The sequence below is a fragment of the Rhizobium leguminosarum bv. viciae USDA 2370 genome (assembly GCF_002008365.1).
GTDB classification, from domain to species: Bacteria; Pseudomonadota; Alphaproteobacteria; order Rhizobiales; family Rhizobiaceae; genus Rhizobium; species Rhizobium leguminosarum.
Genome location: NZ_MRDL01000051.1, coordinates 37,856 through 52,379 on the forward strand (window position 1 = coordinate 37,856; position 14,524 = coordinate 52,379).

A 14,524-nucleotide genomic window follows, 5' to 3' on the forward strand; every position below is an offset into this window, starting at 1 on the left:
GTCTGTTGGACAGGATCGATAGATCGGAGCGGACTTCGGCCATGACCCAGGAAATCCGGCTCTTTGGCGCTATTGCGGTTCGACCCGCCGTCCTTGCTCTCATATCCCAGTTCGAAAAGGCCACTGGATTCACAGTTGCGGTCAAGTGGGAGCTCAATCCTGTCGTCAAAAAGCAGATTGAAGCCGGGGGATCTTTTGACCTCGTCATCACCAATCCGAACCTGATCGAGGATCTGACCGCCTTGGGAAAAGTCAAGGCGGGGAGCGAGGTCGCATTCGGCCGCATAGCAATGGGGGTGGCGGCCAAGGCAGGCGGTCGGCCGCTCGACATTAGGTCGGTGGAAGCATTCAAACATGCGTTGAAGAGCGCCGGATCGATCGCCTACGCCAGCGAAGGAAGCAGCGGCGGCTACTTCTCCGGTTTGCTGGAACGCTTGGGAATAGCCGATGAGGTGAAGCCCAAGCTGGTGGCCATATCAGGAGGGCAGACAGCGCCGGCCGTAGGCCGTGGGGAGGCCGAGTTGGGCGTCGTTCCCGTGACTTCGATTCTCGCCGCCGCTCTCGAGGTCATGCTTGTCGGTCGGTTTCCGGCAGAACTCCAAAGTTACATCGACTTCGCCATTGGCATCAGCGCCGCTTCAACGGACGCAGAAGCTGCCAGGCAGCTGTCGGAATTTCTGACCTCGAAAGCCGTTGATGACATCCTGGCGGCAAAGGGCGTCGAGCGCCGCCACCGGGCAGGCGCAACGCCCAAGAGAGCCTCACCCTGAGTTGCCCCGGCGTTAGATACAATGGCGCAAGAAGCGACGCTGCGGCGTGTCCTTCGAGGCGATCCTGCGGATCGCCCCTCAGGAATGAGGGGCGTTGGAGATTGCCAAGCTTTGGCGTGGGCAGCAATCGGGCGATCTCCGTTGCCGCGCATCTTCGATCAACGTCTCGAAGATAGGTGGTTTCCCTTATTCTCCCAGGACCGCAGCGCACGCCAGAGCACCGTGTTGTCTGCATAACCCAGCACACGCGCAATCTCGGACATCGGTGCGACTTGTTGGTCGCCGAGATAGTGGGCGGCGAGTGTCTGGCGGTGCTGGCGAACGAGATCGCGAAGCGACAAGCCTTCCTCCGACAACCGGCGCTGCAGGCTTCGCGGCGACATCTTCAGTTCGGCGGCGAGGGTTGCGACCCTGATCGGCTTTCGGCCGAGATAGATGCTGATCAGAGCCTGGACCTTTTCCGTGACGACATCACCGGCCGCTGGCTCGTTGACCAGATCGCCGATATGCCGCTCCAGGATTTCGATCAGGCTTTTGTCTTCCGAACGGTACACACGATCGGCATCCGCCTTGTTCATGACGATACGGTTGCCGGATTGGCCGAACAGGATGGGCGCGCCATAGATGCGTTCCAGCACGCTGGCGTCGCGCGGGGTCTGATGCTCGAGCTGGATTTCGATCGGCCGCCAGCCACGGCGGAAGCACGAACGGACGAGCTGACACGAGGCGGCAATCGTGAATTCGCTGTCCTGCCGGCGTGGCCACATGCTGGGATCGACGATCCGGTAGGTCCAGACAAAATCGCCATTCTCCTCGAACACGCCGGAACTGGTCGCGCCCTGGACCGCGTTGACATATTTCGACAGCCGTTCGAAAGCGCTGCGAATGGTCGGCGAGAGCGCAAAGAGCATGCCGATAGGGCCGATGTCGGCGGGCTTGAATCCGGTGCCCATGCGGGCTCCCAGTGCCGGTTCGCCGGTTATGGTCGCCGCATCCTCGAACAGCGCGACATAACGCGCCATGGGCAGGACAGCATAGGGGTCTTCCAATTGCGAGCGCAGAATGCCGTGCGAAGCCAGAAGAAGGTCGGTTTTCCCGGATCTTTTATCGATTTGTTGCACCAGCGGGATCAAAACGGAGGCTCGAATTGAAGCAACTGAGGGCATGCGGCTGATCAAATGCGATGCAACTGCCATTTTCAGCGTCTCCGGTGACCTTCGTGGCGTGAATTATCGATTCTTTGGCATAAACTGCAATTTCGGGGCCAGATCGCCGCGCTTACCTTCTTCGCAACAGACAAGCAAAGAGGGGTTCTCCATGACACTGGAAGCAAGCATGCCCGCACCATCATCGCCGGAGCGTCGTCTGGCCAAGGACTCGGTGGGCCTCGCCCACATCGTGTTCTTCGTCGTTGCTGCGGCCGCGCCGCTCACGGCCGTCGTCGGCGCGTCGCCGGCCGCCTTCGCTTTTGGCAATGGCGCAGGCGTCCCCGGCGCTTTCGTGCTTGCCGGCCTGCTCTACCTGCTCTTCTCGGTCGGCTTCACCGCCATGAGCCGGCATGTGGGCGGGGCAGGAGCCTTCTACACCTATATCACCCATGGCATCGGCAAGCCGGCTGGCGTGGGTGGCGCCTTCATGGCGCTGGTCACCTATAGCGCGGTTCAGATCGCCATTTATGGCCTGTTCGGTTTCTTCATGGCCAATGCCATAGCGCCGCTTGGGCTGGTCCTGCCCTGGTGGGCTTGGGCCTTCGCAGCACTCGTCGTCGTGCTGGTCTGCGGTCAGCGCAACATCGCCTTCTCAGGCGCGATCCTCGGCGTCTGCATGATTGCCGAAATCGCCATATTGCTGGTTCTGGATCTTGCCATCGTCTTTTCAGGCGGCGGACCAGAAGGCATCAGCTTCTCCTCCTTTGCGCCATCGTCGGTCTTCGCGCCCGGTCTTGGTGTGGCGCTGGTCTTCGTCATCGGTTCCTTCATCGGCTTCGAAGCTACGGCCATTTTCGGCGAGGAAGCCGAAGATCCGGAAAAGACCATTCCCCGCGCCACCTATGTTGCCGTGCTGCTCATCACCCTCTTCTATGCTTTCTCCACCTGGGCAATCGTGCAATTCTACGGTCCGGGCAAGGTGCAGGCTGCTGCGGCTGCCAGTCTCGACAGCTTCTACTTCACCGCCGCCAATTCCGTGCTTGGCGCATGGTCGAGCCAGGCGATGAACGTGCTGCTGATCACCAGCCTGTTTGCCTGCATCCTGTCCTTCCACAATACGCTCAACCGCTATTTCTTCGCCCTTGGCCGTGAAGGCCTGGCCGCACAGGTGCTTGGCAAGGTTCACGCCAAGCATGGCTCACCCTATGCTGCAGGTCTGCTGCAAAGCCTGATCGCGGCCTTCGTCCTTGGCCTGTTCGTGATCTTCGGCGCCGATCCTTACACCGTCGTGTTCTCGTGGATGGCGGCGCTTGCGGGTATCGGTATCCTGCTGGTGCAGGTGCTTGTCTCCGTCGCGATCATCATGTTCTTCCGCAAGACGCCGAACAGCTACAGCGCCTGGACCACGATGATCGCTCAGACGCTCGCGCTCCTCGGCCTCATTGGTTCGCTGGTGCTGGTCAGTTCCAATCTTTCACTCCTTTCCGGCAGCGAAAGCCTCATCGTCAAGGCTTTCCCCTATGCCATGGTGCTGGTGGGCATTCTTGGCGCGCTGTTTGCGATCCGGATCAAGAGATCCAACCCCGCTCTCTACGCCTCGCTCGGAAAGGTCTTCGAATGAGTGCCGTTGCTGAATGTGCACCCGTCGATCGCCTTCTGGTTCTCGCGGTCGCGATCCTTGCCGGCGCAACATTGCTGGTTGCCGTCGAGGCCCACGCCTTCTGCTCGGTGTTCTGCATTCATGCAAACCAGATGATGATCGAGACGCAGATCTGCTCCGGTCGATCCTGATCACCGCAGCTTGCGACGCGCCATGGTGCGTCGTCTCTCCCGAAACCAAGAGGTATTTCAATGGACGCCGTTGTCGCAGTCACCCATCCGCTCGATCCCCTGAGCCTCGCTGAGATCGCTTCTGCCGTTGCCATACTCAAGGATAGGCAGACACTCGCACCCACCTTCCGCTTTCCGATAACCCGGCTGGAGGAGCCGACCAAGGCGGGTCTTGCCGCCCAACGCCTGGGCGACAGGCTGCCGCGCCTCGCCTTCATCCTGGCAATCGACATCAGCAATGGCGAAACCTTCGAGGGCATCGTCGACCTGACTACCGGCACGGTGTGCTCCTATATCCGGCTGCCTCTCGATGAACTGCCCTATGGCCAGCCGCCGATCATGCTGTGCGAATTCGAAACCGTTGAAGGCACCGTCAAATCCGATCCGCGCTGGATCGCTGCCGTCAAGAAGCGCGGCATTACCGACGAGGATATTCCGCTCATCCAGATCGATCCTTTTTCCTCGGGCTATTTTGGCCGCGAGTTCGAGAAGGGAAAGCGCATCGTCCGCGCGGTGTCCTATTGGCGCGAGGATATCCGTGACAACGGCTACGCGCATCCGATCGAGGGCGTGGTGGCTGTGGTCGATCTGATCACCAACCGAGTGGTCGATCTCGTCGACGATGAGAAGATCATTCCCGTCCCGAGGAAGAAGCGCAATTATGGCCGCGAAACCTTCCCGGAACCGCGGCCCGATCTCAAGCCGCTGCATATCGTTCAGCCGCAAGGGCCGAGCTTTACTGTCGACGGCTGGAAAGTCGAATGGCAGAACTGGAGTTTCCGTGTCGGTTTCACCCCGCGCGAGGGCCTCGTTCTGCATGAACTCGGCATCAAGGATCAGGGTAGGCTTCGGCCAGTCGTCTTTCGCGCCAGTGTCACTGAAATGGTCGTGCCTTACGCCGACCCGACCGCGAACCACTATTGGAAGAGCGCCTTCGATGCCGGCGAATATGGCCTCGGACGCCTGGCCAATTGCCTCGAACTCGGCTGCGACTGCCTCGGCCATATTCACTATTTCGACGTGCCGGCGGCGGATGATTTCGGCCAGCCCTTCACCATGAAGAACGCCATCTGCATGCATGAGGAAGATTACGGCATCCTCTGGAAGCATTACGAATTCCGCAACGGTATTTTCGAAGTGCGCCGTTCGCGCCGCCTCGTCATCTCCTTCTTCGCAACCGTCGGCAACTACGATTACGGCTTCTACTGGTATCTCTACCAGGACGGCACGATCCAACTCGAAGCCAAGCTCACCGGCATCATCCAGACGGCGGCGGTCGCGACCGGCGAAACCTATCCATGGGGCGGCATGGTCGATGACAATCTCGGCGGTCCGACCCATCAGCATTTCTTCAATGCGCGCCTGCACATGGATGTCGACGGCGGCGACAATACCGTGACCGAACATGAGTTCGTGCCGCGTCCCTGGGGTGAAGACAATCGCTATGGCAATGTCTTCGATACCAGGACACGTGTGCTGAAGCGCGAACTCGACTCCCCGGCACTCGCCAATGGCGAGACCGGCCGTTACTGGAAAGTCTCCAACCCCAACATCCAGAACAGTGTCGGCAAGGCGCCGGGCTACAAGATTGTCGTCATGCCGTCGCCTGTCATGCTTGCCCAGCCGGATTCGACCGTTGCCCAGCGCGGCGGCTTCGCCAAGAAGCACATCTGGGTCACCGCCTTCGATGCCAGGGAAAAATATGCGAGCGGCGATTACCCAAACGTGCACGCCGGCGGCGACGGTCTGCCGGGTTATGTCAAGCAGAATCGTAATATCGAGAATGCCGATGTCGTGCTCTGGCATTCCTTCGGCCATACCCATGTCTGCAAGCCCGAGGATTTTCCGATCATGCCCGTGGAATATGCCGGCTTCACGTTGAAACCGAACGGCTTCTTCGCGTCCAACATCGCCATGGACCTGCCGCCGGAAGGAAACGGCCAAAGTGTCGACAGTCGCCTGCAGCCTTCGCCCGACGACATCGGAAACGGTTCCTGCTGCCACACATAGCTGTAATACTACGGCTGTTCCTTTTTAAATTGCTTTTTGATAGTCCGACGGATTGTAAGAAAGGCAGGGAACAGAATGCAGTGGCTTCTCCAGCAGTTCGAAGATACCAACAAGCTGGCCGAGGCGCTCGACCAGCTCGGAATCTCCTACACATGGCACAAGGTCGTACCGTTTGTCGGCGAGCTCATCCCCGAGCCGGTCGTTGCTGATCCGGGTTCAGTGGTCATGTTCGGCTCCTACACGCTGTGGAAGAACGCCGAGGCGAACGGTTACCGGCCGGGTGTGTTTAAACTGCGTCCTTTTGTTCACGAACAGGCGTGGCACCCTTACCTCCTCAACGGTGCTGATGCGCTGTTCCTGACACTCCAGGATGTCCCCCAGCGTCTGGCGGATGACGGCAGGGACTGGTTCCTGCGCCCGGTCGACGACAGCAAGGAGGAGCCCGGAAATGTTAAATCGACCGGCGAGATCATCCGTATGGCAGAGAGGGTGCTGGCGCTCGACGAAGATGAAATCCCCAAGGGTTCACTTCGTCACGACACGCTGCTGATGCTCACCGAGCCCGTTCGCATCCTGCGCGAATGGCGTCTCTGGGTCGTCGACGGTCGGATCGTCACCTATTCGCTCTACAAAGACGGATCGCGTGTCGTCCATCGCCACGAGATCGATGACGATGCGCTGGACTTCGGGCAGCGCATGGTCGACATCAACCCCGGCTACTCCCAAGCTTATGTCATCGATGTCTGTCGGACAGAAGAGGGACTGAAGCTGCTCGAGACGAACTGTCTCAATGCCGCCGGGTTCTACGCCGCAGATCTCGTGAAGCTGGCGAGGGCGATCGACGGCCTGGCCCGCACCTGACGTCTTTCCGGCGAGGGAATGACGCTGTAGAGTTGCAGAATGTTGGCCCGACTATCCCACCCGGAGGCTCCGTATGGCTGAGGTCCTGTTGTTTCACCACGCACAAGGGCTAACCCCGGGTGTGTGCGCGTTCGCCGATGACATCAGGGCAGCCGGCCATATCGTGCACACGCCTGACCTGTTTAACGGACGCACATTCCCGAGCATCGAAGAGGGTCTCGCCTACATCGGGGAGATCGGATTCGACGAAGTCAGGGAGCGCGGTGTCCGGGTCGCCGACGAATTGCCGCCCGGGCTCGTCTATGCCGGGTTCTCGTTCGGCGTGCTGCCGGCGCAGAAGCTGGCGCAGACACGGCCCGGCGCCCGAGGGGCGTTGCTCTTCTATTCCTGCCTGCCGATCAGCGGCGAGTGGGCCTTCGGACCCTGGCCGGACGGCGTCGCGGTGCAGATCCACGGCATGGACAACGATCCGATTTTCACAGGTGAGGGCGACATCGACGCCGCCCGCGAGATCGTCGCGAAGGTCGAAGACGCGGAGCTTTTCCTGTACCCAGGCGATCAGCACTACTTTGCCGATAGCTCGCTGCCGTCCTATGACGCCGATGCGACCGCGCTGCTCACCCTCCGCGTGATCGAGTTCCTGAATCGCGTCTGATCCAGACATTCCGCGAGAGATCCGGTTTGGCTCCGGCAAGCCGTCCTGAGATGGGTGCCGTTCATCCTGCGTCGCGGCTTCGGCGCGGCGCGGACTATTCGGACGCCACGCAGAAATTGTTGCCTTCGGGATCATTCAAGACCGTGTAGCCATCTGCTTCCCGGACGAAGGTCGCTCCGAGGGATAAAAGCCGCTCTACCTCCCTGGCCCGATCGGGGGTGGCAATATCGAAATGAAGCCGGTTGCGGGCGGGACGTTCCCCCTGGCGGAGGTGGAAGCAAAGGCGGGTTCCGGGACCTTCGACCATCACGGTCGGGTCAGTTTCTGGCGTCAGTCCGAGAGCGGCCAGGCGGGCCAGTTCGTCGTCGTCATATGGCATCACTTCGTAGCCATCGAGCGCCTCCGCCCAGAACTGGGCGACACGCGAGGGAATGTCGCAATCAATGACGATTTCTTTCAGCCTTGCCATGGAGCTCTTCAAGAATTGTTCGGCCGGCGATGGCAAACGCGTTCAACGACCGCACCGCCGACTGCCGGCAGCAATGCAAAAAGCACGAGCTGCGGTGTCTCCGTCAGCCCCAAAAGGCCAGACATGAGGAAGGCGACCAGCAAACCTGCCAGCGCCCCCGCTGCATAGGGCAGATAATCTTTCAAGAGAGCCTCGGTCTTGTGCTGATATCAAACATTAGCTGCGTCATTCGCTTGAGATAGAGATCTTTGCGTTATCGGCAATGGTTGGCTGCGGTCGAACCTCACGCCGACCGATTGGCCTATGCCGAATGTCACAACGTTGATAGGGGGCAGGTCGATCAAACGATGTGACCCGGTGCGCCTGATTTTGCAGGAGACGACCATTTTCTTTCGCGCTATGAAGACTGACCGCATATCCCGCCACATCCGACACCGAGGTCCTTCCCATGGCTTTGAAAACCCTTTTCGTTGGCGGTACCGGCCAGATTTCATATCCGTGCGTCGAGCGCGCTGTGGCCCAGGGTCACCATGTCAGCGTCTACAACCGCAGTTTGAGGGGCGACCCATTGCCGGCGGGGGTTACCTCGATCGTCGGCGATCTCGCGGCACCCACCTATGCGGATCTCGCCAAGGCCAATTATGACGTTGTCTGCCAGTTCATTGCCTTTACACCCGATCAGATCGCGCGCGATATCGATGTGTTTGCGGGGCACTGTGGCCAGTACATCTTCATCTCTTCGGCCTCGGTCTATGAAAAGCCACCGCGCCACTACGTGATTACCGAGCAGACACCGGCGATCAACCCCTACTGGCGCTATAGCCAGGACAAGATTGCCTGCGAGACGCTGCTCAAGAATTCCCAGAATCTCGCCTGGACCATCGTCCGTCCCAGTCACACCGTTCGCACGGGCCTGCCCATCATGATGGGCGACAGCGATGTCATGGCGAGACGCATGCTGGATGGTGAGCCCACCATCGTGGCGGGCGATGGGCATACGCCCTGGACGCTGACCCGCTCGGTTGATTTTGCGGTGCCCTTTGTCGGGCTTTTCGGCAAGCCGGCGGCGTTGAACGAGATCTTCCACATCACCTCGGACCGCGCCCACATCTGGAACGATATTCAAACGGCGATCGCCAGATTGCTTGATGTCGAGGCCAGGATCGTACACGTGCCGACGGACACCTTGGTCCGCTACAATCCGGAGTGGGTTGGACCCCTCCGGGGCGACAAGGCGTGGTCGGCAATCTTTGACAATTCAAAGGTCAAAAGCGTGGCAGGCGACTTCACCTGCGCCGAGAGCCTTGATGAAATTCTGGCGGAGCCGATCATGCATCTCAAGCAGCGCCTGGCCAAGAACCGCCCGCCAAGGGGCGATCTTGATGCTTTGGTCGATCGGATTTGCGCTGCGCAAAGCGCTCTCGGCTAGGCAGGTCTCGTAGAGCAACTTTCCGAAAGACACGGCGCAGGCGGTCGTGCCTGCGCTGATCACCCGGACTTGCAATGTCGCCGATCTCGACAGCCTGTCGGGTTGGCTGGAAAACATCCATGCAGACCTCAACGGCGGATTGAGAGTTGTGGCCGGCGGCCCAAAGGATCGGACGAGGTATCACGGCAGGCATTCAAAAAAAATCCCAGCCTAAAACGCGTCCTAAAACATGATGGAGGTCGCGCCGGGTGAGGATCTCGGCAATGATGGCCATCTATTCGCCACTCCGATCCTACCAGGCCATGCTGTTCGTTCCGCTTCCCTTCGTCGTTGCCATTCTGCTGCTTGTCCTCTTCGTCACCGTCCTCCGGCGCGACGAGGAGACGCAGCCCAACCGGCCGTTTCTGGCACTGATCCTGCTCGCCGTGCTGCAATCTGTCCTCTCCGGGCTGCGCTGGGGCTACGGGGTGCAGGCTGTGGGCGTGATCGCGCCCGTCACCGCGGCGATGGTGCCGCCGCTTGCCTATGCCGGGGTTTCCAGGCTGGTGAGGACGAGTTGGCGGCCGCTGGCGGTGCGGATTGCGCTGCATGCCGTGCCCGCTGCCGTCATCCTCTTGTTGATGGTGGTCTGGCGGGATGTGATCGATATCGCGCTGGTGCTTGTTTTCGTCGGTTATGCCCTGGCGATCCTGCTTCTGATGCGGCCGGGCGCGGATGCGCTTCGGCTTGCGCCCTTCGAGGGAGCGGTGCCGGCCTATCGGGCAATCATCTTCGCGGCGGTGGCGCTGTGTCTGTCGGCCTCAGTCGATATCTTCGTCTTTCTCGATTTCACATGGACGCATGGCGAGCATGCGCTGACGCTGATCAGCGTCAGCAACCTTGCCGTCCTTGTCATCCTCGGCATTGCGGCCGCCGCCGCCAGCCGAAGCCGGGCGCCGGCCGAGACGATGGAGGCGGCGCTGAAGCTCGAAACGACCGAGGACAAGGAGACGATCGCCACGGTCGATGCGCTGATGGAGGCAAAGAGGCTCTATCGCGACGCCAATCTCAATCTCGACCGGCTGGCCCGCAAGGCCGGCATTCCCGCCCGCCAGATCTCGACCGCGATCAACCGGGCGATGGACAAGAACGTCTCGCAATATGTCAATGATTACAGGATCGGCGAGGCCTGCCGGCTGCTTGCCGCAACCCAGAAATCGGTGACCGAGGTGATGTTCGAGGTCGGCTTCCAGACGAAGTCCAACTTCAACCGCGAATTCCGCCGCGTCACTGATATGACGCCGATTGCGTGGCGGGAGAAGAAGGCGGAGCGGTGAGGAGCAGCCCCGACGGGCTTTGGTCCTCGTCAGTTTCGCTTGCCTATAACGCCTAGATGGGTGTGACTGAAGGCGGATGCGTATTTCAATCCATAACCCAGGCTTCGGTCAAAGCCCGCATGAGCCGTCAGAATGAGGGCGATCTGCCACAGCAGGTCGATGCCCAGCAGCCAGCCCGCGCCGGCGAGCAGTATGGCCGAGATGTAGCTGTGAACCGTATTGTAGACGATCGCTCCCAGCCGGGCATCGAGAGCATAGGCCGCGAAGCTGAGGTCCGGCGTGAAGAACAGAATGGCATAGAGCCAGGGGTTGCCGCCAGAGACGAAATAGACCGTTGTCGCGCCCGCCATGATCGCGAAAGCCTCGAGCCGCAGCACCTCACGCACGCCGCCGGTCACCGACCCTGCCGAAGGAGAGATGATGTTCGCTGCCTGGTTCATTGGTCTTGTTCCTTCATGACAATTGTCGCCGCACTGCCGGCGCCCTCTGATGCGGGGATTTTTTAGCATGAACACTGCGGGCGCCAAATTCGCGATCGATGAATAAGCGCCATACATGTTTGCAACGTTGGTTCGGTAGGCACTGACGTTTTCGAATGCCGAAATCCGCATTCGTCTGGACCGTCATTGCCGCACAATTCCGCAATTATGAACGACGTGCCGAGGGATGAGCGAGGAATAGGGCGCTGCCACACATACCTTCTCTCCGGCGGGGAGAAAGGGCTGGCACGCGAATGAAGGGGTGAGCAGTGGATCTACGAATGCTCGGCGCGTGAGCCAAGGGCAATGAGGGGCGTGCCGTGTGGCGCGCTCGTCCGACCCTTAGGGACCATCGAGAGGGGTCTCAACCCGTCCCACGGACCCCCGCTGGAGAGAAGAGGGGAGCAAGTCTCAGATCCGACAATTGCCGCCACCACGTACACAATCACGATCGAGGACTGTCTGGAACGTGTTCGAGGTCGCGATTTCAGCCGGGTCGGCGATGCTTGCGGCATGAACACGACATCAGAACATGACCGAGACCTTGCCGCCAAGCTGAGATCGCTTTCGATCGAGCCCGCGGCCTTCAAGACAGAGCCGCCGGAGCCCCGTGTCCGGCGGCGTGTGATCCCTCGAGCAATGCTGGCCCTTGCTGCGACTGCATCGCTGGCGGTGGTTCCCTTCTATCGGTCGGAGCCGCTGGAGCGCATCGAGACCATGCTTGCAGGCTTCGCGAACAGCGACCCTAGGATATCCGTTCGTGATGCGGAGGCGTCGGCCGAGGGCGGCGCTGCTGCCGAGCGCGGACGGGCGTTGCCTGCCGATGAAGCAGCGAGCCCGGCCTTGCCAATCCGGGAAGTCACCGGCTCCGGCTACGTCGTGGCACCCGATATCGCCACCGTCTTTTCCAAATATGAGGGCCGGATCATCGCCGTCGAAGTCGAGGCGGGCGGCAGGGTCGCGGCGGGGCAGGTGCTGCTGCGGCTCGATGATGCGGGCGCCCGCTTTGCGCTTCAGGGGGCCGAGATCGCCCGGCAATCGGCGGGGCTGGCGCTGGCGGCGAAGACTATCGAATTGGCGCAGGCGCGGTCTTCCCTTACGCGCGCCGTGCGGCTGGCCAGGCGCGATGCGATGTCCGCGCAGACGCTGGAGGAGGCGAAGACGGCGTTCGACACTGCCGAAAATGCCGCCCTCCAGGCACGGCAGGATGTGGCCAAGGCGGATCTCGATATCGACAGGGCGCGCGAGCAGGTGGATGCACTGGCCGTCCGGGCGCCGATATCAGGCACCGTCACGCGGCTTGACGCGCATGTTGGTGACACCGTGCTGTCGCGCGAAGACAGCGTGCGGGAGAATGAAAGCCTGCTTGCGATTGCCGACATGACAAACATGGTCATCGATGCCGATGTGGCCGAGGCCAACATTGCCCTGATGCGGCCGGGCTTGCGTGGCGAGGCGGTGCTCGACGGCTTTCCCGACCAGCCGTTTGCGGTCGAAGCATCGAAGATCGCGCCCATGATTTCGCGGGAGAAGGGGACGGTGATGCTTCGCCTGTCGCCCTCCTCGCCGCCGCCAGACATGCGCCCCGCCATGGCCGCGCGCATCCGCCTTGTGGTGGACGAAACAACAAATTTCGGCCCGCAGGCGGGCGGACCTGCGACCTTTCGGCCGCAGGCCGCGGATATCACAGACCATCAGTAAGGAGCAGAGCGATGATCGACTCTCAAGAACCCTATATCGCGCTTCGCGGCGTCCGGAAGGCATTCAGGATCGGCGCGGAGACGATCCCGATCTTTTCCGGGCTCGACCTTTCCATCGCGCGCGGCGATTTCATCGCCGTCATGGGGCCGTCGGGTTCGGGGAAATCGACGCTTCTCAACATGCTCGGCGGCATCGACAGCCCTGATGCCGGGGAAATCAGGATCGGCCGCAGCCATCTCGAGCAGATGGGCGAGGGCGCCAGAGCCGCATGGCGGGCGCATGGCATGGGCATCGTCTTTCAGTTCTACAATCTGCTGCCGATGCTGAATGCCGGCGAGAATATCGAGCTGCCGCTGCTCTTGAAGCCGCTCGGGCGAAAGGAGCGGCACGCCCGCGTCGAGACCGTGTTGGAGCTCGTCGGTCTTGCGGGCCGGCAGCGGCAGTTTCCATCGAGCATGTCCGGCGGGCAGCAGCAGCGCGTCGGTATCGCGCGCGCCATCGTCGGCGATCCCGACCTTTTGCTCTGCGACGAGCCGACCGGCGATCTCGACCGGAAGTCGGCCAACGATATCCTGGAGATGCTGGGCTTTCTCAATCGCGAGCTTCATAAGACCATCATCATGGTCACGCATGATCCCGAGGCCGCCGCCTTCGCCCGGCGCACGCTGCATCTCAACAAGGGCGAATTCGTCGAGCAGCAAGGGAGGGGCCGATGACCTTCTTCCAGCTCATGCGGCGCAATGCCTGCCGCAAGCGGTTCAGGGCAACACTACTGATGTTCTCGGTCGGCATCGCCTTCCTGATCTATGCCCTGACGGCGAGTTTCCTCGGCGGCAGCCAAGGGGCGGCCGGCGCCAGCGACAATCTGCTCGGCGTCTTCAACAAATCGGGCCGGGGGCTGCCGCTGCCGTTCGCCTATCTCAACCGGATCGCTGCGGATGGCGATGTCGCCGCGGTCGCCTATACCGCGCGCATGCGTGGGTTCGTCGAGGTGGAGAAGAATGTCGTCATGACGAGCGCGGTCGATCCACGCTCGATTGCCGCTGCCAATGGCGACGAGCTTGGGCTGACGTCCGCGCTCATCGCAGCGCTCGAAGAGGGCCGCGACCGGGTGCTCGTCGGCCGGGCGTTGGCGGAGGCGCAGGGCTGGTCGGTCGGCCAGCGCATCAGCGTCACCAGCCAGCTGATAAAGGCCGATGGCAGTCGTGACTGGAGCTTCGTGATCGCGGGTATCTTCGAGGGTGCGAATGCCAGCACCGACACTTATTTCATGCTCGCCCGCTACGACACGATCAATGCAGCCCGCGCGCGCGACAAGGATACGGTCGACGCCTTCGTGGTGCGCCCGCGCCAGGGCGTGTCGCCGGGCGTGCTGGCGGCGCGGATCGATGCACTGTTTGCCAACTCGGCGGCGCAGACGCGGACGCAATCGGAAAAGCAGTTCCTCGAAGCCTTCCTGCGTCAGTTCGCCGACGTTGGCCTGATCGTCAGCCTCGTCGTCGGCGCGGCCTTCGTGACCATCCTGATGATTACGGTGAACACCATGCTCTTCGCCATCCGGGAACGCAGCTTCGAGATCGGCGTCATGAAGGTGCTGGGCTTTTCGCGCGGCCGGATCATGACGCTGGTGCTCGGCGAGACGCTGTTCATCTTCGCCGCCGGTGGGGCGGGCGGGCTCCTTCTCGCCAGGCTTGCGACGCTGTTGATCGGCCCCGAGTTCGGCCTCGCCTTCAGTCTGTCGGTGCTGTTGAAGTCCGTCGCGATCCTTGCGGGGCTTGGTCTGCTGACTGGCCTGCTCCCCGCCCTCAACGCCACGCGCCTGCCCATCGTCAACGCCTTCAGAACGAGATAGTCCA

The 14,524-nt window shown here is 61.3% G+C and carries 15 protein-coding genes; 11 read left to right on the top strand and 4 right to left on the bottom strand.

Translation table 11 applies throughout. From position 1 onward, the window contains the following. The first annotated feature begins 41 nt into the window (after window positions 1-41). Window positions 42-770: a molybdate ABC transporter substrate-binding protein gene (gene modA, locus BS629_RS26935; protein WP_172643989.1), complete on the top strand. Its 729-nt coding sequence runs from the start codon at window positions 42-44 to the stop codon at window positions 768-770. 158 nt (window positions 771-928) lie between these two features. On the opposite strand, the gene BS629_RS26940 is transcribed toward modA, so the two are convergent. Further along, a complete protein-coding gene (locus tag BS629_RS26940) occupies window positions 929-1,966 on the bottom strand; it encodes an AraC family transcriptional regulator (protein ID WP_018242622.1) in 1,038 nt (345 codons plus the stop codon). Window positions 1,967-2,087: 121 nt separating this feature from the next. Here BS629_RS26940 and BS629_RS26945 point away from each other — a divergent pair, with 121 nt between their 5' ends. From BS629_RS26945 to BS629_RS26960, 5 genes are all read left to right on the top strand, one after another. Continuing rightward, window positions 2,088-3,539, top strand: a complete 1,452-nt coding sequence (locus BS629_RS26945; RefSeq protein ID WP_018516419.1) for an APC family permease — start codon at window positions 2,088-2,090, stop codon at window positions 3,537-3,539. Beyond that, the gene (locus tag BS629_RS39370; protein WP_018242620.1) at window positions 3,536-3,709 is read left to right on the top strand and encodes a hypothetical protein; all 174 of its coding nucleotides are present in this window, start codon (window positions 3,536-3,538) and stop codon (window positions 3,707-3,709) included. The genes BS629_RS26945 and BS629_RS39370 overlap by 4 nt, the downstream gene beginning before the upstream one ends. Window positions 3,710-3,769: 60 nt before the next feature. Further along, window positions 3,770-5,758 (top strand): primary-amine oxidase, encoded by a 1,989-nt coding sequence (locus tag BS629_RS26950; RefSeq protein WP_018516420.1) that lies wholly within the window; start codon window positions 3,770-3,772, stop codon window positions 5,756-5,758. Between the two features lie 75 nt (window positions 5,759-5,833). Beyond that, the gene (locus tag BS629_RS26955; RefSeq protein WP_018242618.1) at window positions 5,834-6,619 is read left to right on the top strand and encodes an ATP-grasp domain-containing protein; all 786 of its coding nucleotides are present in this window, start codon (window positions 5,834-5,836) and stop codon (window positions 6,617-6,619) included. Window positions 6,620-6,692: 73 nt separating this feature from the next. Continuing rightward, on the top strand, window positions 6,693-7,274 hold the full coding sequence (locus BS629_RS26960) for a dienelactone hydrolase family protein (protein ID WP_018242617.1): 582 nt from the start codon (window positions 6,693-6,695) through the stop codon (window positions 7,272-7,274). Between the two features lie 94 nt (window positions 7,275-7,368). Here the strand turns inward: BS629_RS26960 and BS629_RS26965 are convergent, their stop codons facing one another. Further along, window positions 7,369-7,743, bottom strand: coding sequence for a VOC family protein (locus tag BS629_RS26965; protein ID WP_018242616.1), 375 nt, complete (start codon window positions 7,741-7,743; stop codon window positions 7,369-7,371). An 8-nt stretch (window positions 7,744-7,751) separates the two neighbouring features. Beyond that, window positions 7,752-7,928 carry a hypothetical protein gene (locus tag BS629_RS39375; protein WP_018242615.1) on the bottom strand — a complete coding sequence of 59 codons (177 nt, stop codon included), beginning with the start codon at window positions 7,926-7,928 and terminating at the stop codon, window positions 7,752-7,754. 263 nt (window positions 7,929-8,191) lie between these two features. Here BS629_RS39375 and BS629_RS26970 point away from each other — a divergent pair, with 263 nt between their 5' ends. Continuing rightward, on the top strand, window positions 8,192-9,172 hold the full coding sequence (locus tag BS629_RS26970; RefSeq protein ID WP_018242614.1) for an SDR family oxidoreductase: 981 nt from the start codon (window positions 8,192-8,194) through the stop codon (window positions 9,170-9,172). 263 nt (window positions 9,173-9,435) lie between these two features. After that, a complete protein-coding gene (locus tag BS629_RS26975; RefSeq protein ID WP_018242613.1) occupies window positions 9,436-10,488 on the top strand; it encodes a helix-turn-helix domain-containing protein in 1,053 nt (350 codons plus the stop codon). A gap of 29 nt (window positions 10,489-10,517) precedes the next feature. Here the strand turns inward: BS629_RS26975 and BS629_RS26980 are convergent, their stop codons facing one another. Next, on the bottom strand, window positions 10,518-10,928 hold the full coding sequence (locus BS629_RS26980; protein WP_018242612.1) for a DUF4260 domain-containing protein: 411 nt from the start codon (window positions 10,926-10,928) through the stop codon (window positions 10,518-10,520). A gap of 552 nt (window positions 10,929-11,480) precedes the next feature. Between BS629_RS26980 and BS629_RS26985 the strand changes: the two genes are divergently transcribed. Genes BS629_RS26985 through BS629_RS26995 form a run of 3 tightly spaced genes read left to right on the top strand, consistent with a single transcriptional unit; the run spans window position 11,481 to window position 14,520 of the window. Further along, the gene (locus tag BS629_RS26985; protein ID WP_245268234.1) at window positions 11,481-12,668 is read left to right on the top strand and encodes an efflux RND transporter periplasmic adaptor subunit; all 1,188 of its coding nucleotides are present in this window, start codon (window positions 11,481-11,483) and stop codon (window positions 12,666-12,668) included. Between the two features lie 11 nt (window positions 12,669-12,679). Next, complete coding sequence (locus BS629_RS26990; protein ID WP_018242611.1) at window positions 12,680-13,384, top strand: ABC transporter ATP-binding protein; 705 nt, start codon at window positions 12,680-12,682, stop codon at window positions 13,382-13,384. Then, a complete protein-coding gene (locus tag BS629_RS26995) occupies window positions 13,381-14,520 on the top strand; it encodes an ABC transporter permease (protein WP_018242610.1) in 1,140 nt (379 codons plus the stop codon). Before BS629_RS26990 ends, BS629_RS26995 begins: the two co-directional genes overlap by 4 nt. Window positions 14,521-14,524 lie beyond the last annotated feature (4 nt).

What these genes read in the sequence shown, in the direction of transcription:
- modA (WP_172643989.1), top strand. Translation starts at nt 42, where the DNA reads ATGACCCAGGAAATCCGGCTCTTTGGCGCTATTGCGGTTCGACCCGCC.
- BS629_RS26940 (WP_018242622.1), bottom strand. Translation starts at nt 1,966, where the DNA reads ATGGCAGTTGCATCGCATTTGATCAGCCGCATGCCCTCAGTTGCTTCA.
- BS629_RS26945 (WP_018516419.1), top strand. Translation starts at nt 2,088, where the DNA reads ATGACACTGGAAGCAAGCATGCCCGCACCATCATCGCCGGAGCGTCGT.
- BS629_RS39370 (WP_018242620.1), top strand. Translation starts at nt 3,536, where the DNA reads ATGAGTGCCGTTGCTGAATGTGCACCCGTCGATCGCCTTCTGGTTCTC.
- BS629_RS26950 (WP_018516420.1), top strand. Translation starts at nt 3,770, where the DNA reads ATGGACGCCGTTGTCGCAGTCACCCATCCGCTCGATCCCCTGAGCCTC.
- BS629_RS26955 (WP_018242618.1), top strand. Translation starts at nt 5,834, where the DNA reads ATGCAGTGGCTTCTCCAGCAGTTCGAAGATACCAACAAGCTGGCCGAG.
- BS629_RS26960 (WP_018242617.1), top strand. Translation starts at nt 6,693, where the DNA reads ATGGCTGAGGTCCTGTTGTTTCACCACGCACAAGGGCTAACCCCGGGT.
- BS629_RS26965 (WP_018242616.1), bottom strand. Translation starts at nt 7,743, where the DNA reads ATGGCAAGGCTGAAAGAAATCGTCATTGATTGCGACATTCCCTCGCGT.
- BS629_RS26970 (WP_018242614.1), top strand. Translation starts at nt 8,192, where the DNA reads ATGGCTTTGAAAACCCTTTTCGTTGGCGGTACCGGCCAGATTTCATAT.
- BS629_RS26975 (WP_018242613.1), top strand. Translation starts at nt 9,436, where the DNA reads ATGATGGCCATCTATTCGCCACTCCGATCCTACCAGGCCATGCTGTTC.
- BS629_RS26980 (WP_018242612.1), bottom strand. Translation starts at nt 10,928, where the DNA reads ATGAACCAGGCAGCGAACATCATCTCTCCTTCGGCAGGGTCGGTGACC.
- BS629_RS26985 (WP_245268234.1), top strand. Translation starts at nt 11,481, where the DNA reads ATGAACACGACATCAGAACATGACCGAGACCTTGCCGCCAAGCTGAGA.
- BS629_RS26990 (WP_018242611.1), top strand. Translation starts at nt 12,680, where the DNA reads ATGATCGACTCTCAAGAACCCTATATCGCGCTTCGCGGCGTCCGGAAG.
- BS629_RS26995 (WP_018242610.1), top strand. Translation starts at nt 13,381, where the DNA reads ATGACCTTCTTCCAGCTCATGCGGCGCAATGCCTGCCGCAAGCGGTTC.